The organism is Pseudomonas sp. GW821-FHT07E12 (assembly GCF_058986605.1).
In genome coordinates, this window is sequence record NZ_JBYSVX010000016.1 from 60,891 (window position 1) to 79,989 (window position 19,099).

Consider the following 19,099-nt stretch of genomic DNA (forward strand, 5'->3'; position numbering starts at 1 on the left):
ACTACGCCGCCTTCTCTGCCGCTTCCCGTGCAGCCGCCTCGATCAGCTCGGCCGGTACGCCCCGGCGGCGCAGGGCCTCGGCCAATCGCGCCGCGGGTCCGAATAGGTGCTCGGCCTCGTCACGGCGCAGGCCTTCGCTGACATACGTCTTCAGCAGCGCCTGGTATCCGCTGTGGCCTTTCAACGGCGCGATCGCTTTCAGGGAATCGACCACGTCCTGCGGCATGCGCAGCGTGATCGAGACCATGGGGCGGTCTTTGGCGAGACGGGTTTTCAGGACTTCAGGAATCATAGACACCTCGCTCTTCTGCGCTGGCCTTGCGAGCCGAAACGATCCGGATGGCCTCCGCTTCCACCATCAGGTGGACCACGTACAGCAACCGTCCGTCTGCGTCGTAACCGATGATCGCGTCGCGCACTTCATCGTTGCGGCTGGCATCGACCACGCGCAGCAGGGGATCAAAGAAAGCTTCCACCGCCTGGTCGAAGCGGACACCGTGTTTGGCCTCGTTGTGCCGAGCCTTTTCGACATCCCAGACGAACGTGGCGCCCTTGTGTTCATGCCGTCCTTGCATGGGTCGCATCCTGCTCTCATGTACTTACATTGTCAATACAATTACGCCGCTCGTAAAGCCCCCCGTACAGCCACGGGTACCGGGAGGCGCGCATGAATCTTGAGCGCGACCTGATCGGCTACGGCCGCACGCTGCCGGATGCACGCTGGCCCGGCGGCGCCAAGGTCGCCGTGCAATTCGTCGTCAACTACGAGGAAGGTGGCGAGAACAACGTGCTGTATGGCGACAAGGGCTCTGAGGCATTCCTGTCGGAGATGGTCGGCGCGCAGAGCCACGCTGGCGCGCGCGCGATGGCGATGGAAAGCCTGTACGAATATGGCAGCCGCGCCGGCTTCTGGCGGTTGCATCGCCTGTTCACCGAGCGCGCCGCGCCGTTGACGGTGTTCGGCGTGGCAAGTGCGATGCAGGCCAATCCGATCGCAGTCGAGGCGATGCTCGACGCCGGCTGGGAAATCGCCAGCCACGGCTATCGCTGGATCGACTACCAGTACCTGCCGGAAGACATCGAACGCGAACACATCGTGCGCGCGATCGAACTGCACACCGCGTTGACCGGCGCGCGCCCACTGGGCTGGTACCAGGGTCGCACCAGCCCCAACACCGCGCGGCTGATCGTCGAAGAAGGCGGCTTCGCCTACGACGCCGATTCCTACGCCGACGACCTGCCCTACTACGACACCCGTTACGGCAAGCCGCAGTTGATCGTGCCGTACACGCTGGACGTCAACGACATGAAGTTCGTCGCCTACAACGGATTTTCCGAGGGCGAGGCGTTCTTCCGCTATCTGCGTGACAGCTTTGAGCAACTGCGCGAGGAAGGCGGGCGGATGATGTCGGTCGGCCTGCACGGGCGCATCGCCGGACGTCCGGGCCGCGCGCGTGCAGTGGCGCGTTTTCTCGACCATGTGATCGCCAGCGGCGATGCCTGGATCGCTCGCCGGATCGATATCGCCGAGCACTGGCGGCATGAGCATCCCCATGCGGGGCATGAAACCGGAGCCGCCGCATGATCGTCAACGACCCGCAGGTGGTCGCCGAGGTGCGCGCCGCGTTCGACGAATACGAGCGCGCATTGATGGCCGATGACATTCCGGCGATGGACCGGCTGTTCCATGCCGCGCCGAGCACGGTGCGCTACGGCGTCGGCGAAGTGCTGTACGGCATCGAGGAAATCCGCGCATTCCGCAAGGGCCGTGGCGGTTCGCCGCAGCGCCGGCTGGCGCGCGTGGAAATCGCCGCTTACGGCCGTGATTTCGCCACCGCCAACGCCGAGTTCTTCCGCGACGGCAGCGCGCGGCGTGGTCGCCAGAGCCAGAGCTGGGTTCGTTTCACCGATGGCTGGAAGGTCGTCTCCGCCCACGTTTCCCTGGAGGGCACGCACGCATGAGCACGCTCGTCCACGGCCACAACGATCTGAGCGAGACCGCTTTCGTCGCGCGCTACCGCGAGCTGTTCGAACACTCGCCGTGGGTGGTGGAGCGTGCAGCGACGCAGCGCCCGTTCGATGACCTGCATGCCGGCTTGATGGCGGTCGTCTACGCCGCCTCGATCGAGGACCGGGAACGGTTGATCCGCGCCCACCCGGAACTCGCCGGCAAGGCCGCGATCGATCGCACGCTCACCAGCGCCTCGGCTGCCGAGCAGGCCAGCGCCGGACTGGATCGGCTGAGCGAAACCGAGTACGCGCGCTTTCACGCACTCAACCAGGCCTATCGCGACACGTTCGATTTCCCGTTCGTGATCTGCGTGCGGCTGCACGACAAGGCCGGAATCCTGGCCGAACTGGAACGGCGTCTGGATCAACCACGCACCACCGAGATCGCCACCGCGATCGAGGAGATCGGCAAGATCGTCAAGCTGCGACTGGAGGCCATTGAATGAGCCTGGAACGACTGGAGCAGGAACTCGCGCGCGACCTGCAGCGCATCGGCCACGGCGGCGAGTCGTGGACGCAGCCGTACGTGCATCGTCTCGGCCACGTGTACGACGTGCTGATCGTCGGTGGCGGCCAGAGTGGCCTCGGCGCGGCATTTGCGCTGCAACGCGAGCGCGTCGGCAACGTGCTGGTGATCGACGAGAATCCGGATGGACTGGAAGGCCCCTGGGTCACCTACGCGCGCATGGTCACGCTGCGCACGCCCAAGCAGCTGACCTCGATCGACCTCGGCGTGCCCTCGCTGACCTTCCGCGCGTGGTGGGAAGCCCAGCACGGCGCGGCCGGTTGGGACGCGCTCGACAAGATTCCGCGCGGCGAGTGGATGGACTATCTGCGCTGGTATCGCCGCGTGCTGCGGCTGCCGGTGCGCAACAACACCCGGCTGGCGTGGATCGAGCCGAACGTCGCGCCCGGCGTGCATCGCCTGCATCTGGCGATGGGCGCGCCGCTGCTGGCCCGCAAGATCGTCCTCGCCACCGGCATCCAGGGCGGCGGCGACTGGAGCGTGCCGGAATGGATCGCGCGCAAGCTGCCGGCGCATCTGTACGCACACACCTCGGGACGGATCGACTACGCCGCGCTGGCCGGCAAGCAGATCGGCCTGCTCGGCGGCGGTGCGTCGGCATTCGACAACGCCAGCTTCGCGCTGACCCAGGGCGTGGCGGCGGCAGAGGTGTTCGTGCGGCGTCCGCAACTGCCGCAGATCAATCCGATCCGGCACATGGAGCGCACCGGCATGATCCCGCGCTTCGCCGCGTTGCCCGACGCCGACAAGTACCGGCTGATGACGCATTTCTTCGCGCGCAACCAACCGCCGACCAACGACACCTTCGCGCGCGCCTGCGCGCTGCCCGGTTTCCGCCTGCACCTGGGCGCGCCGTGGCTGTCGGTGGCCGAGCGCAACGGCCAGGCGGTGGTGACCACGCCGCAGGGCGAACACGTTTTCGACTTCCTCGCGGTGGCCACCGGCCTGATCACCGATCCGCAGCTGCGCCCGGAACTGGCGGCATTGGCGCCGCGCATCCTGCGCTGGTCCGATCGCTATACCGCACCGGCCGGTGAGGGCAACGTGCTGCTGGATGCGCATCCCTATCTCGGCCCCGGTTTCGAGCTGTTGCCACGCGATCCGGCCGATGGTGACGCCTTGCACGGGCTGTTCGCCTTCAACTACTCCGGGCTGATCAACCACGGCCTGTCGGCGGCAGCGCTGTCGGGATTGAAGTACGCGTTGCCGAAGCTGGCACGCGCGGTCGCCGACCAGTTGTTCCTCGACGATCGCAAGGCAGTGGTCGATGCGTTCCTCGACTACGACGAAGCCGAGTTCACCGGGCAATGGCCGCAACAGGTCGAGGAAGTCGCCGCATGAGTTCGCTATCCACCCACGTGCTCGACACCGCGCACGGCCGGCCCGCACACGGCGTGGCACTGCGCCTGTATCGCGACGGCGTGCTGCTGCATGCCGGCCATACCGACAGCGACGGCCGCTGCCCGGAACTGAAGGCGGTCACCGTGACACCCGGCCGCTATCGGCTGGTGTTCGCAGTCGCCGACTACTTCCGCGCGCAAGCTGTGGCGCTGCCCGAGCCGCCGTTCCTGGACGAGATCGGCATCGACTTCGGCATCGCCGGGGACGGCCACTACCACGTGCCGCTGCTGGTCTCGCCGTTCGGCTACTCGACCTATCGGGGCAGTTGATGGGCCAGGGCATCCGCTTCCTGCTCGACGGCGAGGTGGTGGACCTGGGCGAGGTCGACCCGACCCTGACCGCGCTGGAAATCCTGCGCGGCCGGCTGCGCCGCACCGGTACCAAGGAAGGCTGCGCCGAGGGCGACTGCGGCGCCTGCACGATCGTGATCGGCGAGCTGGCGGAGCACTGTGGGAGGGACTTCAGTCCCGACGCATTGCAGGGAATACCCATCGGGACTGAAGTCCCTCCCACAGCCGCTCCCGCGGTGCAATGGCGCGCGGTCAACGCCTGCATCCTGTTCGCGCCGATGCTCGACGGCAAGGCGGTGCTCACCGTGGAAAGCCTGGCGCGATGCGGCACACCGCATCCGGTGCAGCAGGCGATGGTGGACTGCCACGGCTCGCAGTGCGGCTTCTGCACGCCGGGCTTCGTGATGTCGCTTTACGCACGCAGCATCGGCGCACTCGGCACGTACGAAACCGGGGTCGCCGACGTGATCGCCGGCAACCTGTGCCGCTGCACGGGCTATGGCCCGATTCTGGAAGCCGGCCGCGCAGTCGCGCCCGATCCAGCCAGCGCCGAGAACGTCGGCCCGGCACTCGCAGCGCTCGTGCGCGCGGACGCGCTGGCCTACTCATGGACCGACCCGCACACGCGCCAGCTCCGCCACACGTTCGCGCCGCGCAGTGTCGAAGCATTGGCGGCACTGCTGATCGAACATCCGGACGCGCGCATCGTCGCCGGCGCCACCGACGTCGGGCTGTGGGTGACCAAGCAGCTGCGCACGCTGGAAACCACGATCTTCGTCGGCGACATCGCGGCGCTGCGGCATGTCGAGGAAGACGCCGACGGACTGAGGATCGGTGCGGCGGTGCGCTACTCCGAGGCGCACGCGGCACTGGCGCGACTGCATCCGGACCTGGGCGAGCTGGTACGCCGGATCGGCGCGCTGCAGGTGCGCAACGCCGGCACACTCGGCGGCAACATCGCCAATGGTTCACCGATCGGCGACACCCCACCTGCATTGATCGCGCTCGGCGCCCGGTTGGTACTGCGTCGTGGCGACGAACGCCGCACGCTGGCGCTGGAGGATTTCTTCATCGAGTACGGCAGGCAGGACCGCCAGCCCGGCGAGTTCGTCGAGCAGGTGATCGTGCCGCGCCCATCGGCCAGCGCGCGCGTGCACGTGCGCAAGCTGTCCAAGCGCTTCGACAGCGACATCTCGGCGGTGTGCGGCGCGATCTGCGTCGAGGTCAGCGACGGTCACGTGCACGCCGCGCGCATCGCCTTCGGCGGCATGGCCGGCACGCCGAAGCGCGCGCGCCATGCCGAGGCCGCACTGCTCGGCCGGCGCTGGAACGAACAGGCCATCGAAGCGGCCATTCTCGCCCTGGACGAGGACTACGCGCCGCTGGACGACGTGCGCGGCAGTGCACGCTACCGACTGCGGGCAGCCGGCAATATCCTGCGCGGCATGGGGTTGCGCGAGGCGCATCCGGACGAAGTGCTGACCGTGCTCGAACTGGAACGCGCGCATGGCTGATGCAGGTGCCATCGCGGTTCCGCCCACCGCGCTGGTGCACAGCGCGCAGCGCCATGACAGCGCGCCGGCGCATGTGGATGGCAGCGCGCGCTACATCGACGACGCCAACGAGCCGGCCGGCCTGCTGCATCTCGCCTTCGGCCTGGCCACGCAGGCGCACGCGCGCATCCGCGCACTCGACCTGGAAGCGGTACGGCGCGCGCCCGGCGTGATCGCCGTATTCACCGCCGCCGACATCCCCGGCGCCAACAACATCGCCCCGGTCGCGCACGACGACCCGCTGCTGGTCGAGGACGAGGTGCTGTTCCACGGCCAGCCGCTGTTCCTGGTCGCGGCCGAGAGCCATGCGCTGGCGCGCCGCGCCGCGCGCCTGGCGAAGATCGACTACGAACCGTTGCCGGCACGCGTGACCATCGCCCAGGCGCGCGCGGCCGGTGACCTGATCGAGGCGACCCAGCGCATGCACCGCGGCGATGTCGAGGCCGCGCTGGCCACGGCACCGCAGCGGCTGCGCGGCGCGCTGGAAATCGGCGGCCAGGAGCACCTCTACCTCGAAGGCCAGGTGGCGATGGCGCTGCCCGGCGAGCAGGGCGCGCTGCACGTGCTGTCCTCGACCCAGCACCCCAGCGAGGTGCAGCACCTCGTCGCCGACCTGCTCGGCCTGCACAGCGCCGATGTCGTCGTCGAAGTGCGGCGGATGGGCGGCGGCTTCGGCGGCAAGGAGACCCAGGCGACCGGGCCGGCCGCGGCCTGCGCGCTGGTCGCGGCCAAGACCGGACGCCCGGCCAAGCTGCGCTACGACCGCGACGACGACATGTGCATCACCGGCAAGCGCCACGACTTCGCGATCGACTACGAGGTCGGCTGCGACGCCGACGGCCGCGTGCTCGGGCTGCGTCTTGAACTCGCCTCACGCTGCGGCGCCAGCACCGACCTGTCGCCGGCGATCAACGACCGCGCGATGTTCCACAGCGACAACTGCTATTGGCTGCCGGTGATGGAGATCCTCTCGCACCGATTCCGCACCCATACCGTGTCCAACACCGCCTTCCGCGGCTTCGGCGGGCCACAGGGCATGCTCGCGATCGAACGGGTGATGGATGCGATCGCCGCGGCCTGCGGCCTCGATCCGCTGGAGGTGCGCCGGCGCAACCTCTACGGCCCCGGCCGCGACCTCACGCCGTACGGCATGCAAGTCACCGACAACATCGCCCCGCAGCTGATCGACGCGCTGGCGCGCGATGCGCGCTACGCCGAGCGCCAGGCCCGAGTCGCCGCGTTCAACGCTCGCCACCGGGTGCTGAAGAAAGGCCTGGCGCTGACCCCGGTGAAGTTCGGGATCAGCTTCACCACTACGCATCTCAACCAGGCCGGCGCGCTGCTGCTGGTCTACGCCGACGGCTCGATCCAGCTCAACCACGGCGGCACCGAGATGGGCCAGGGCCTGATGGTGAAGGTGGCGCAGATCGTCGCCGACGTGTTCGCAGTGCCGCTGGCGCAGGTGCGCATCACCGCCACCCGCACCGACAAGGTCCCCAACACCTCGGCCACTGCCGCCTCCTCCGGTGCCGACCTCAACGGCATGGCGGCCTACAACGCGGCGATGACGGTACGCGAGCGACTGGTGAATCTGCTGGCCGGGCGCGAAGCCGTGGCGCCGGAAGAGGTCCGCTTCCACGACGGCCACGTCGAGACCGGTACCACGCGACTGATGTTCGCCCAGCTGTGCCGGCAGGCGCACATGGCGCGGGTGTCGCTGTCGGCGACCGGCTACTACGCCACGCCCAAGATCCGGTACGACCGCGCCAGCCATCAGGGCCGGCCGTTCCTCTATTTCGCCTACGGCGCGGCGCTGAGCGAGGTGGTGATCGACACGCTCACCGGCGAGCACCGCGTGCTCGCGGCCGACCTCCTGCACGACGTCGGCCGCTCGCTGAACCCGGCGATCGACATCGGCCAGATCGAGGGCGGCTTCATCCAGGGCATGGGCTGGCTGACCACCGAGGAACTGGTCTACAGCGACGACGGCCGCCTGCTCAGCCATGCGCCTTCGACCTACAAGATTCCCACCGCCAGCGACCGCCCGGCGCATCTGTCGATCCGGCTGTGGCCGGGCGAGAACAGCGAGCCGACCATCCACCGCTCCAAGGCGGTGGGCGAGCCACCCTTCATGCTGGCGATCTCGGTGTTCTCGGCGCTGACCCAGGCGATCGCCGCGGCGGTGCCCGGCAAGGGCCTGCCCGCGCTCGACGCCCCCGCCACGCCGGAGCGCATGCTGCGTGCGCTGCAGGAGCTGAAGGACCGTGCTGGCTGACTGGGCCCGCGACGCGCAGGCCGCACTCCGGCTCGGGCCGGCTGCGCTGGTGTCGATCCTGGCGGTGGCCGGCTCGACACCACGCAGCGCCGGCACCCGCATGGTGGTCGGCACGCACGACACCCGCGGCACCATCGGCGGCGGCGTACTCGAACACCGTGCCATCGCCGCCGCGCGCGAACTGCTCGCGCGTCCGCCGGGCAGCTGGAGCGTGCACGACTACGTGCTCGGTGCCGGCCGCCGTGCCTGCCCTGGCCCGCTGGGCTGTGAGCGCTGCGGCTGCTCGGTCGCCTCCAGCGCTGCGGAAGTGTCATTGCCGCAGTGCTGCGGCGGTCGCGCCCGCGTGCTGCTCGAACACCTCGACCCGGCCGAAGCACACTGGCTGCACGCGATGACGCCCGGACGCACCCTGGTGATCGGCCTGGACCCCGACGGCGCCACCCACGCCATCGACGATGCACCCATGGCACCGCTGCCGGCGAAGGGCGCGCTGCCGGGCGTCGGCGACGCCTTGCGCATGCCGATCGGCGCACGCCCCCGGCCGCTGTATCTGTTCGGTGCCGGCCACGTCGGCCGCGCGATCGCACATGCCATGCACGGCCTCCCGTTCGAACTGCACTGGTTCGACAACCGCGCCGACGAAGCCGCCGACGCCGGCGCCCGCCACTGCGATGACACCTCGCAAGAAGCCATGCTCACGGACACGCCACACGACGCCATCGTGCTGATCCTGACCCACGATCACGGCCTGGACTACCGCCTGACCCGTGCCGCATTGGCGCACCCGATCCCGTTCGTCGGCCTGATCGGCTCGGCCTCCAAGCGCGCCCGCTTCCTCGGCCAGCTGCGCCGCGACGGCGTCGGCGAGGATGCCCTCGCCCGCCTGATCTGCCCGATCGGCCTGCCCGGCATCGCCGGCAAGGAACCGGCGGTGATCGCGATCGCGGTCGCCGCGCAGTTGCTGACACAACGCACCTCGTAGGAGCGGCTTCAGCCGCGATGGGGCGTTACCGGCAATGCCCCATCGCGGCTGAGGCCGCTCCTACGGGGACCGACCATCGTCGAGCCAGATGGCATCCCAGTACGGGTAGTCGCCGATCCGGCGGACCAGCCTCGCGCGCAGCGGGTTGGCGACGATGTAGCGAGCACTGTGCAGCAGATCCTCGTCCTCGCGCAGTGCGTGGTCGTGATACGCCCGCGACCAGATCCGGCCGCCACGTCCACGAGCATGGTTGATTGCCCGCGCCGAGCGCCCCTTCGCTGCCTGCATCGCAGCGTCGAGCCGTCCCCCAGGGTGCAACCGCACCAGCGCATGCCAGTGATCGGGCATCAGCACCCAACACAGCAGCTCGGCGCCCGGCCAGCTCTGCGGCTGCGCCAGCACCGCCGAGGCCGCCCACGCACAGCGCCAGTCACGGAACAGCGGCTGACGATCCCAGGTCGTCGTGGTCAGCAGGTACACACGGCCTGATTCGTCGCATCGACCTCGACGCAGTGCCTGATGACCGGGAGGAGTGTGGGATGTCGGCATGCCATTAAGCGTGGCCGGCACTGGTCCACACGGTCTGTCAGACAGAATCTGACCCGTTTGCCGGGAAAACACGCGACAACATGTCGGCCATTGACCGTAGGAGCGGCTTCAGCCGCGATGGGGCTCTACCGGGAACGCCCCATCGCGGCTGAAGCCGCTCCTACAACATCCAGCTGGCCTGACTGGACTCGGTCAGATGAGCGTCATCGCGGCTCTACCCGTATCCTTCGCCGCGCATGACTGCCCCTACGTTCCCGATTTCCCCGCTGCTGCCGGCCATCGCCGCCAGCCTGTCCGAGCACCCGCGCCTGGTGCTGGAAGCCCCGCCCGGCGCCGGCAAGACCACCCAGGTGCCACTGGCGCTGCTGGATGCACCCTGGCTGGCCGGTCGCAAGATCGTGATGCTGGAACCGCGCCGCGTCGCCGCACGCAGCGCCGCCAGCTTCATGGCGCGCCAGCTCGACGAGCAGCCCGGCCAAACCGTGGGCTACCGCATCCGCTTCGAGAACAAGATTTCAGCACAGACCCGGATCGAGGTCGTCACCGAGGGCATCCTGACCCGGATGCTCCAGGACGACCCGCTGCTGGACGGCGTCGGCGCACTGCTGTTCGACGAATTCCACGAGCGACACCTCGCCGGCGACCTGGGTCTGGCGCTGGCGCTGGACGTACAGGCCGGCCTGCGTGATGACCTGCGTATCGTCGTCATGTCGGCCACGCTCGACGGCGAACGGCTGGCGCAGTTCCTCGACGCACCACGGTTGAGCAGCGAAGGCCGGAGTTATCCGGTCGAGATCGCGCACTTCCCGGCACGTCGCGACGAGACGCTGGAACCGCAGGCACGTCGCGCGATCGAACACGCGTTGGCGACGCATCCGGGCGATGTGCTGGTGTTCCTGCCGGGCCAGCGTGAGATCGCACGCCTGCACAGTGCGCTTGAGAGCGCGGCCATCGATGCCGATGTACTGCCGCTGCACGGCGAACTCCCCATCGACCAGCAAGCGCGCGTACTGCAGCCCGATCCCGAAGGCCGCCGTCGCGTGGTACTCGCCACCAACGTCGCCGAATCCTCGGTCACCCTGCCCGGCGTGCGCGTGGTGATCGACAGCGGCCTGGCGCGCGAGCCGCACTACGATCCCAACAGCGGTTTCTCGCGGCTGGATGTGGCAACGATCGCGCAGGCCTCGGCCGACCAACGCGCAGGACGCGCCGGACGCGTCGCAGAAGGTTGGGCTTATCGACTGTGGCCGCAATCGCAACGACTGGAAGCACAGCGCCGGCCGGAAATCGTCCAGGTCGAACTGGCCGGGTTGGCGCTGGAACTGGCCGCCTGGGGCAGCGATGCCCTGCGTTTCGTCGATGCGCCGCCGGTCGGCGCGCTGGCCGCCGCGCGCGAACTGCTGCAACGCCTCGGCGCGCTCTCCAACGCCCACGCGATCACCGCGCTGGGCCGACGCATGCTTGCTCTCGGCACGCATCCGCGCCTGGCCGCGATGCTGCTCAATGCACAAGGGCCGCGCGAACAGGCACTGGCCTGCGATCTGGCCGCACTGCTGGAAGCACGCGACCCGCTGCGCCAAGGCGGCGATGCACTGGCCGCCCGCTGGCGCGCACTGGCCGCGTTCCGATCCGGCCGCGCGCCGCACGATGCCAACCGCGGCGGCCTGGCCGCGATCGACGCCGCCGCCAGGCAATGGCGCCGCCGCCTGCGTGGCGACGCCGCGCCACCCGCCTCGATCGAAGCACATGAACTCGGCGACCTGCTCGCCCACGCCTTCCCCGACCGCATCGCCGCGCGCCATCCGCTCGATCCGCTGCGCTACCTGCTCGCCAACGGCCGCAGCGCGCGGCTGTTCGACACCAGCGACCTGCGCGGCGAACCGTGGCTGGTCGCCAGCGAACTGCGCTACGAAGCCCGCGACGCCTTGCTGCTGCGCGCCGCGCCGGTCGATGAGCTGCGCCTGCGCCGCGATTTCGCCGAACGCTTCGCCCAGCGCGACGTGGTGCGCTGGGATGCCGACAAACGCGCGCTCGTCGCTCGACGCGAGTCGAGCTTCGACCGCATCGTGCTCGACAGCCGGCCGGCCGGGAAAGTCGATCCACAGCACGCCGCGCAGGCGCTGACCGAAGCGGTGCGCGAGCTCGGCCTGGATGCGCTGCCCTGGACCGAATCGCTGCACCAGTGGCGCGCGCGGGTGCAATCGCTGCGCACCTGGATGCCGGAGCTGGAACTGCCCGACTACGGCGACGAGGTGTTGCTGGCGACACTGCAGGACTGGCTGACCCCGGCCTTCGCCGGCAAGACCCGGCTCGATGCACTCGACGAAGCCGAGCTCGGCGAAGCGCTGAAGACCCCGTTGCCGTGGGACCGTCGCCAGCTGATCGAGCGCCACGCACCGGCGCGCATCGAAGTGCCCTCCGGCATGGAACGTCGCATCGACTACACGCTCGACCACGAAGGCCACCCGCAACCGCCGGTGCTGGCGGTCAAGCTGCAGGAACTGTTCGGCCTGGCCGACACCCCGCGCGTCGCCGACGGCCGCGTCCCGCTGCTGCTGCACCTGCTCTCGCCCGGCGGCAAACCGCTGCAGGTGACCGGCGACCTGCGCAACTTCTGGAACACCACCTATGCCGAGGTGAGGAAGGAGATGAAGGGGCGGTATCCGAGGCATCCGTGGCCCGATGACCCCTGGAGTGCTACCGCAACCCACCGCGCGAAGCCCCGCGGGACGTGATCCATCATCACCCGTGGCGACGGTGATAGATCCCTGGCCTCCACTTGCTGGTGGGGCGCGGCCCGATGACCCGTGGAGTGCCACCGCGACACACCGTGCGAAACCCCGTGGAACCTGATCGCAAAGCACCCTCGTAGAGCCGAGCTTGCTCGGCTGGAGCGTTCCCGGGAAAGCCCCAGCCGAGCAAGCTCGGCTCTACGACGGCACACCGGCGCGCCGCCTAACGATCCGTACACGCAAGCCATCGGAAACTGCGTTCCAGCCCAACGTGAAAGGACGACCCCCATGAGCAAGCTCACCGCGATCACCGACCGCGCCCTGGAACGGGCCCTGGAACTGGTCAGCAACGCCGGTTACAGCCTCAAGCATGCCGGCAGCAGCCTGCGCGATGCCGCGCCGCATGCCAGCGAATGGATCAAGACCGGTGCAGCGATCGGTGCGGTCAAGACCGGCGGCCGCGTCGCCAGCAAGCTGGTACGGCGCAATCCCGCGATTACCGTGGCCGCAGCCGTCGCCGGCATCGGGCTGATCGGCTATGCGCTGTACCGCAAGCGCAAGCAGCGCCAGGGCGTGATCGAAGGCAGCGCCGAGCGCGTGACCCATCGCGGCAACGCCAGCGCGCGCCGTGCAGCCCGCAGCGTCGCCGCCACCCCGACCGACAGCCTCGAAACCGGAAGCGCGGAGTAATCCCAGGGCTGCGCGGAAGTCACCAATGTTCTACCGGTACAGGAAGGACGGGAACCGTCTCGTCCTTCCCCTCCCGACACTCGCCAGAACCTCCCTACCGTCGCACGCGATCACCCCAACCGCTTCCATTCCCCCGGCGCCAAGCCATCCAACCGGTATGGCCCCATCGCCACCCGCACCAGCCGCAACGTCGGCAATCCAACTGCCGCCGTCATCCGCCGCACCTGCCGGTTACGTCCTTCACGCAAGGTGATCGCCAGCCATGCATCCGGCACGCTCTTGCGATAACGCACCGGCGGATCGCGCGGCCACAGCGTCGGCGCGGTCTCCAGCAACTCAGCACCGGCCGGCAGAGTGGGCCCGTCGTTGAGCAGCACACCTTGCCGAAGCTGCGCCAACTGCTCCTCACGCGGCGTGCCTTCCACCTGCACCCAGTAGGTCTTGGCTTCCTTGTGACGCGGATCGGTCAAGCGCGACGCCAACCGCCCGTCGTCAGTGAGCAGCAGCAATCCCTCGCTGTCGTAGTCCAGGCGCCCGGCCGCGTACACATCCGGCGGCAACCCGAATTCCGCCAACGTCCGCCGCGGCGGATCGCTGCGGTCGGTGAACTGGCACAACACGTTGAACGGTTTGTTGAAGGCGATAAGCATGGAGGACCGGGAATAGGCAACGGGAAAACGGGAATGGAGAAAGCAACTCAGCTTCCGCCACGACCCGCTTTAGATTTTCCCATTCCCAATTCCCGATTCTCCATTCCCGGCTCCAATCACCGCTTCACAAACTTCAACGTCATCCGATCGCTCTCGCCGATCGCCTGGTACTTCGCATCGTCCGCAGCGTCGTGCTTGTTGGTCGGCGGCAACGTCCACACGCCGCCGGGATAATCCTTGGTGTCGCGCGAGTTGGCATTGACCTCGCTCTTGCCGGCCAGCTTGAAACCGGCGGCCTCGGCCATCGCGATCACCTGCGCCTGGCCCACGTAGCCGCTCTTGTCGTCGGCCGGCACATCGGTCTTGGCGCGATGTTCCACCACGCCGAGCACGCCGCCCGGCTTGAGCACCTTGTAGAAGCCGCGGAACATGCCCTCGGCCTGTCCTGCGGTGCGCCAGTTGTGGACGTTGCGGAACGTCAGCACCACGTCGGCCGAGCCATCCGGGCCGAACACCGGCGCATCCGGTGCATACGCGGCGAAACCGGCCTTGCCATACAGCTCCGGCTGCGCATCGAACTTCTGCTGCAACTGATCGCGCGCCTTCTGCTGGTACTCACGGCTGCGGCCCTCGGGCACCGCCTGCGGATCGACCACCGCAGCGATGTAGTGACCACGCTCGCGCAGGTAGGGCGCGAGGATCTCCGAGTACCAACCGCTGCCCGGCGTGATCTCGATGACGGTCTGGCTGGGCTTCAGTCCGAAGAACGCCAACGTCTGCCCGGGATGACGATATACATCGCGTTTCACGTTCGCGCTGTCACGCCAGCTGCCATCGATCGCCTTCTGCAGCGCGGCATCGGGTGCCGGCAACGTCGCGCTGTCGGCCGGCTTGATCGCCAAGGCATTGGGCACCGTGGCGAACATGCCCAGTGCAAGCAGGCATGCGCCTGCGAAGTGGCTCTGCTTCATTGCGTTGTCCCTTCACGAGCTTGAGTGCGGCGAGACTAGCACGCAGCGTGGGCCGGACCTGAGCGTTCAAAAAACGTTATCGACGCGCCGGCATGCGGAACACAGAATCCGCGCCGGTGTCACACGCGGCGTCGGCGCGCGTGACTATCCTTGGCGTCCTGTTTTCCAAGGAACCTCCCCCCATGACCCAGTTGCGTGAGCTCGGCCGTTCCGGCCTGAAGGTGGCGCCGATCGCATTCGGCGGCAACGTGTTCGGCTGGAGTGCTGACGAAAAGACCTCGTTCGATCTGCTCGATGCCTTCGTCGATGCCGGCTTCAACCTTGTCGATACCGCCGATGGGTACTCGGCCTGGGTGCCCGGCAACCACGGTGGCGAGTCGGAAACGATCATCGGCAGATGGCTCAAGCGCAGCGGCAAGCGCGACAAGGTGGTGATCGCCACCAAGGTCGCCAAGTGGAGCGAACATCCGGGCCTGTCGGCGGAGAACATCGCCGCGGCGGTGGAGGATTCGCTCAAGCGCCTGCAGACCGACGTGATCGACCTGTACCAGGCCCACGAGGATGACGAATCCACGCCGCTGGAAGCCACGCTGGCTGCGTTCGGTCGCTTGATCGAGGCCGGCAAGGTCCGTGCGATCGGTGCTTCGAACTACAGCGCCGCGCGCCTGCGCGATGCGCTGGAAGTCTCGCGCCAGTTCAAGCTGCCGCGCTACGAGACGCTGCAGCCGGAATACAACCTCTACGACCGCGCCGGCTACGAGGCCGAACTGGAACCGCTGGTGCGCGAGCAGGGCCTCGGCGTCATCAATTACTACGCGCTGGCCAGCGGCTTCCTCACCGGCAAATATCGCGGCGCGGCGGACGCAGCCAAAAGCAGCGCACGCGGTGCGGCGGTGGTGAAGCAGTACCTCAATCCGCGCGGCATCCGCATTCTCGCCGCGCTCGACGACATCGCCAGCAAGCACTCGGCCACACCGGCGCAGACCGCATTGGCATGGCTGATCGCGCGTCCCTCGATCACTGCACCGATCGCCAGTGCCACCTCCGTGGCACAGCTGCACGACATTCTCAAGGCCGCCTCACTCGGCCTGTCCGCCGACGATGTCGCGCAGCTGGATGCGGCCAGCGCCGAGGACCTGACATGAGCGCTTGCGGAAACCGGAAGGAACGGAAGTAAGCATATGGTTTCCTCCCCCATCATCAACCGCCGCATCGTGCTGGCCTCACGGCCGCAGGGCGAGCCGACCGCCGCCAACTTCCGCCTGGAAGAAACCCCGCTGCCGCTGCCCGGCCCGGGCCAGGTGGTGCTGCGCAATCGTTTCCTCTCGCTCGATCCCTACATGCGCGGACGCATGGACGACGCCCGTTCCTACGCGGCGCCGGTCGCACTCGATGCGGTGATGGAAGGACGCACCGTGGCCGAGGTGATCGAGTCGCATCAGCCCGGTCTGTCACGCGGCGATTGGGTGTTCGCACCGACCGGTGGCTGGCAGACCCACACCATCGCCGATGGCACCACCCTGACCCGCAAGCTCGACCCGCATGGGCAGCCGCCATTGAGCACCGCGCTGGGCGTGTACGGCATGCCGGGTTTCACCGCTTATTCCGGCCTGCGCGAGATCGGCCGTCCGCAAGCCGGCGAAACCCTGGTGGTCGCCGCTGCCGCCGGCCCGGTCGGCGCCACCGTGGCACAGCTGGCCAAGTTGCAGGGGCTGCGCGTGATCACCATCGCCGGTGGCCCGGACAAAGTGCGTTACCTGCGCGAGGAACTCGGCGTGGATGCAGCGCTCGACCATCGCGCCGATGATTTCGCCGAACAGCTGCGCGCGGCCGCACCCGACGGCATCGACGTGTACTTCGAGAACGTCGGCGGCAAGGTCTTCGATGCGGTGCTGCCGCTGCTCAACGACTTCGCCCGCATCCCGGTGTGCGGCACCATCGCCACCTACAACACGCGCGGCCAGGTGCGGCCCGGTCCGGATCGCCTGCCTGACTTCCTCAACCAGATGCTTCGCCAACGCCTGACCGTGCGCGGTTTCATCTGGCGCGACTTCGTCCGCCTGTATCCGGAGTTCCTGCGCGAAATGGGCCAATGGCTGCGCGAAGGCAGGATCACCTATCGCGAAGACGTGATCGACGGATTGGAGAACGCCCCACAGGGATTGATCGGACTGCTGCGCGGCGACAACTTCGGCAAACGTATCGTCAGGCTCGATTGAGGAATACCGCCGCGGCAGCGCGACCATCGCGATGGCATGGATAATCTTTCGATAAACATCAAAATAAATACTTGCATCCGAAAAAAAGCAGGTGTAAGGTTCGCATCCTTCGCTGGCGCCGCCGGTGAATCCATCAGGACATTCCATGAAAACGCGCCTTGACGCCATTGCCGAACAGATGCCACGCGAATACCGCGGCATGCGGCTGCGCGCGCGTTTCGCATCGGCTTACCTGAATTCCCTGCCACCAGGCTGATTCTTCCTCCCGGAAGATCGGCCACCCCGATCTTCCGAGGCATCGCGAACGCCCTCGGATTCCACATCCGGGGGCGTTTTTCGTTGCGTCCGCATTACATCTTTCGCACATGCGTTCTTCCACCGCACCCGGGCAGGGAATGCCCGAAGACAGGGAAGTCTGACGTCGAGGCGCGCAAGCGCTGTGCCCCGGTGCGGGGCACGGGCGGCGGGCGGACGCATGCGCACCACCGGATTTCCATAATCATTCCGATTATGGAAATACGAAACATCTTGGAAAGGTTCCCAGCGGCGCGGATTTTAATTCCGGCCGGTGCGCGCGGCTGTGCCGTGGCGTATACCGGGGATCGGACGGCGATGTTTCGACAAGGGCGTCGGCTCCTGGATGGAGCGGCGGCGCAAGCCGCAGGACCGGTTCGATTCCGGTACGTCCACCACTGGATAGCTCAGAGGATAGAGCAACGGACTTGTAATCCGTCATTCGCGGGTTCGAATCCCGCTCCAATCATGACCTGTCACGTCATGCAGCAACAAACGGGGCGCAAGCCCCACCGGAAACGCCCGTGCCGCGGGCTGCATCGCAATCCATCGCGACGCGACCGTGGCAGCGGCGATGTCGCCGGGCCCGTGTCCTCGACGTGCGGCTTGCGACGGAACGGCGAGTGACCGCAGCACATCGCGGCTACTCGTACGACCGCTGCCACCGCATCGGCAGCACGCCGCGCTCCGCGCTGTTGTCGTCCACGGCGTTTCCGTCTTCTTTCGCTGGTCCTGTACCGGCAACCCGCTTCACGCGATCCGATCCTGGCGTGAAGCGGCTTTTTGATGGATCGGACCACCAGAGCCCAACCAAGGAGTAGTGCCATGTTCTGGACCAAGCAGGTCGTGATCGGTGACGGCGAGCGCGGCCTGGTGTATCGCAACCGTTGCTTCGAGCGTGTTCTCGCGCCGGGGCTGTACAAGATGTTCGATCCGTTCGGCCGCATCGAGGTCGTCGTGCACGCAGTGGCGCGCGGCGGCGAGTACGAAGGTCGTGACGTCGAATCGTTGATCGCTGCGTTCGGCGTCGCGCTGCCTCGGGACTTCGTGCTTGCCGACGTCGGCACCACGCAGGTCGGCCTGCTGCTGCGCAACGGCAAGCTGGACGAGGTGCTGCCGCCGGGTACGCGCAAGCTGTACTGGCGTGGCGCGCTGAGTACCGATGTGCAGTACCAGCCGCTCGGCGAGGACTTGCGGGTAGCGCCTGACGTACTGCGCCGCCTGCGTCAGCTCGGCACGCTGTCGCGCGTGGCGCTGCCGCTGGAGGTGCCGGCCGAGTCGATGGGCCTGGTATTCATCGATGGTCGGTTGGTGCGTTCGCTCGATGCGGGCGTCTACGCCTTCTGGAACTTCCAGAAGAACGTGGCGACCGAGGTCGTGGAGCTGCGTGTGCAGTCGGTCGAGGTCTCCGGCCAGGAGTTGTTGACCCGCGACAAGGTCTCGCTGCGTGTGAACCTGGCCGCGAGCATGCGCGTCATCGACGCGGTGCTGGCCAGGACCCGCGTGGCGAAGATCGGCGACTTCCTGTATCGCGAGCTGCAGTACGGCCTGCGTCGTGCGGTAGCGGCCAAGACGCTGGACGAACTGCTCGGCGACAAGGCCTCGCTGGACGCGGACATCTTCGGCTACGTCCGCGGTGCCATCGACGGTTTCGGCATCGAGGTACTCGGCGTCGGCGTCAAGGACGTGATCCTGCCAGGCGACATGAAGGAGATCCTCAATGGCGTGGTGCAGGCGGAGAAGCAGGCGCAAGCCAACGTGATCCGTCGTCGTGAGGAGGCGAACGCGACGCGCTCGCTGCTCAACACCGCCAGGCTGATCGAGGAAAGCCCGGTGCTGATGCGACTCAAGGAGCTGGAGGCGCTGGAAAAGGTCACCGAGAAGATCGACAAGCTCACCGTGTTCGGCGGCCTGGATGGCGTGCTGAAGCAGTTGGTGACGATGAAGTAGCAATCCG

The 19,099-nt window shown here is 67.7% G+C and carries 18 protein-coding genes and 1 tRNA gene; 14 read left to right on the top strand and 5 right to left on the bottom strand.

Features of this window, described 5'->3' with window-relative positions; genetic code table 11:
* Window position 1 precedes the first annotated feature (1 nt).
* Complete coding sequence (locus AC3WJE_RS11060; protein WP_493730844.1) at window positions 2-292, bottom strand: hypothetical protein; 291 nt, start codon at window positions 290-292, stop codon at window positions 2-4.
* On the bottom strand, window positions 282-575 hold the full coding sequence (locus tag AC3WJE_RS11065) for a BrnT family toxin (RefSeq protein WP_493730845.1): 294 nt from the start codon (window positions 573-575) through the stop codon (window positions 282-284). Before AC3WJE_RS11065 ends, AC3WJE_RS11060 begins: the two co-directional genes overlap by 11 nt.
* A 92-nt stretch (window positions 576-667) precedes the next feature.
* Here AC3WJE_RS11065 and puuE point away from each other — a divergent pair, with 92 nt between their 5' ends.
* The 8 genes from puuE to xdhC are packed head-to-tail and all read left to right on the top strand — an operon-like array spanning window position 668 to window position 9,037.
* A complete protein-coding gene (gene puuE / locus AC3WJE_RS11070; protein WP_493730846.1) occupies window positions 668-1,585 on the top strand; it encodes an allantoinase PuuE in 918 nt (305 codons plus the stop codon).
* The gene (gene hpxZ, locus AC3WJE_RS11075; protein WP_493730847.1) at window positions 1,582-1,962 is read left to right on the top strand and encodes an oxalurate catabolism protein HpxZ; all 381 of its coding nucleotides are present in this window, start codon (window positions 1,582-1,584) and stop codon (window positions 1,960-1,962) included. Before puuE ends, hpxZ begins: the two co-directional genes overlap by 4 nt.
* Window positions 1,959-2,456 (top strand): 2-oxo-4-hydroxy-4-carboxy-5-ureidoimidazoline decarboxylase, encoded by a 498-nt coding sequence (uraD, locus tag AC3WJE_RS11080; RefSeq protein ID WP_493730848.1) that lies wholly within the window; start codon window positions 1,959-1,961, stop codon window positions 2,454-2,456. The genes hpxZ and uraD overlap by 4 nt, the downstream gene beginning before the upstream one ends.
* Window positions 2,453-3,877 (top strand): FAD/NAD(P)-binding protein, encoded by a 1,425-nt coding sequence (locus AC3WJE_RS11085; RefSeq protein ID WP_493730849.1) that lies wholly within the window; start codon window positions 2,453-2,455, stop codon window positions 3,875-3,877. The genes uraD and AC3WJE_RS11085 overlap by 4 nt, the downstream gene beginning before the upstream one ends.
* Window positions 3,874-4,206 (top strand): hydroxyisourate hydrolase, encoded by a 333-nt coding sequence (gene uraH, locus AC3WJE_RS11090; RefSeq protein ID WP_493730850.1) that lies wholly within the window; start codon window positions 3,874-3,876, stop codon window positions 4,204-4,206. The genes AC3WJE_RS11085 and uraH overlap by 4 nt, the downstream gene beginning before the upstream one ends.
* Window positions 4,206-5,741, top strand: a complete 1,536-nt coding sequence (xdhA, locus tag AC3WJE_RS11095) for a xanthine dehydrogenase small subunit (RefSeq protein WP_493730851.1) — start codon at window positions 4,206-4,208, stop codon at window positions 5,739-5,741. Before uraH ends, xdhA begins: the two co-directional genes overlap by 1 nt.
* The gene (xdhB, locus tag AC3WJE_RS11100) at window positions 5,734-8,055 is read left to right on the top strand and encodes a xanthine dehydrogenase molybdopterin binding subunit (RefSeq protein ID WP_493730852.1); all 2,322 of its coding nucleotides are present in this window, start codon (window positions 5,734-5,736) and stop codon (window positions 8,053-8,055) included. The genes xdhA and xdhB overlap by 8 nt, the downstream gene beginning before the upstream one ends.
* The gene (gene xdhC, locus AC3WJE_RS11105) at window positions 8,045-9,037 is read left to right on the top strand and encodes a xanthine dehydrogenase accessory protein XdhC (protein ID WP_493730853.1); all 993 of its coding nucleotides are present in this window, start codon (window positions 8,045-8,047) and stop codon (window positions 9,035-9,037) included. The genes xdhB and xdhC overlap by 11 nt, the downstream gene beginning before the upstream one ends.
* A gap of 60 nt (window positions 9,038-9,097) precedes the next feature.
* On the opposite strand, the gene AC3WJE_RS11110 is transcribed toward xdhC, so the two are convergent.
* The gene (locus tag AC3WJE_RS11110; RefSeq protein ID WP_493730854.1) at window positions 9,098-9,586 is read right to left on the bottom strand and encodes an REP-associated tyrosine transposase; all 489 of its coding nucleotides are present in this window, start codon (window positions 9,584-9,586) and stop codon (window positions 9,098-9,100) included.
* 236 nt (window positions 9,587-9,822) lie between these two features.
* On the opposite strand from AC3WJE_RS11110, the gene hrpB reads away from it, so the two are divergent.
* Both hrpB and AC3WJE_RS11120 read left to right on the top strand, forming a co-directional pair.
* A complete protein-coding gene (gene hrpB, locus AC3WJE_RS11115; protein WP_493730855.1) occupies window positions 9,823-12,321 on the top strand; it encodes an ATP-dependent helicase HrpB in 2,499 nt (832 codons plus the stop codon).
* A 285-nt stretch (window positions 12,322-12,606) separates the two neighbouring features.
* Window positions 12,607-13,008, top strand: coding sequence for a hypothetical protein (locus AC3WJE_RS11120; RefSeq protein ID WP_493730856.1), 402 nt, complete (start codon window positions 12,607-12,609; stop codon window positions 13,006-13,008).
* Between the two features lie 110 nt (window positions 13,009-13,118).
* On the opposite strand, the gene AC3WJE_RS11125 is transcribed toward AC3WJE_RS11120, so the two are convergent.
* The gene (locus AC3WJE_RS11125; protein WP_493730857.1) at window positions 13,119-13,658 is read right to left on the bottom strand and encodes a pseudouridine synthase; all 540 of its coding nucleotides are present in this window, start codon (window positions 13,656-13,658) and stop codon (window positions 13,119-13,121) included.
* Window positions 13,659-13,774: 116 nt separating this feature from the next.
* Complete coding sequence (locus AC3WJE_RS11130; protein WP_493730858.1) at window positions 13,775-14,629, bottom strand: class I SAM-dependent methyltransferase; 855 nt, start codon at window positions 14,627-14,629, stop codon at window positions 13,775-13,777.
* A gap of 182 nt (window positions 14,630-14,811) precedes the next feature.
* On the opposite strand from AC3WJE_RS11130, the gene AC3WJE_RS11135 reads away from it, so the two are divergent.
* The 4 genes from AC3WJE_RS11135 to AC3WJE_RS11150 all read left to right on the top strand — a co-directional run bounded on the left by AC3WJE_RS11135 (window position 14,812) and on the right by AC3WJE_RS11150 (window position 19,092).
* Window positions 14,812-15,774, top strand: coding sequence for an aldo/keto reductase (locus AC3WJE_RS11135; protein ID WP_493730859.1), 963 nt, complete (start codon window positions 14,812-14,814; stop codon window positions 15,772-15,774).
* Window positions 15,775-15,810: 36 nt separating this feature from the next.
* Window positions 15,811-16,848: an NADPH-dependent curcumin/dihydrocurcumin reductase gene (gene curA / locus AC3WJE_RS11140; RefSeq protein WP_493730860.1), complete on the top strand. Its 1,038-nt coding sequence runs from the start codon at window positions 15,811-15,813 to the stop codon at window positions 16,846-16,848.
* Between the two features lie 693 nt (window positions 16,849-17,541).
* Window positions 17,542-17,608 (top strand) — tRNA-Thr (locus tag AC3WJE_RS11145).
* 359 nt (window positions 17,609-17,967) lie between these two features.
* Window positions 17,968-19,092 (top strand): slipin family protein, encoded by a 1,125-nt coding sequence (locus tag AC3WJE_RS11150; RefSeq protein WP_493730861.1) that lies wholly within the window; start codon window positions 17,968-17,970, stop codon window positions 19,090-19,092.
* Window positions 19,093-19,099: the final 7 nt, after the last annotated feature.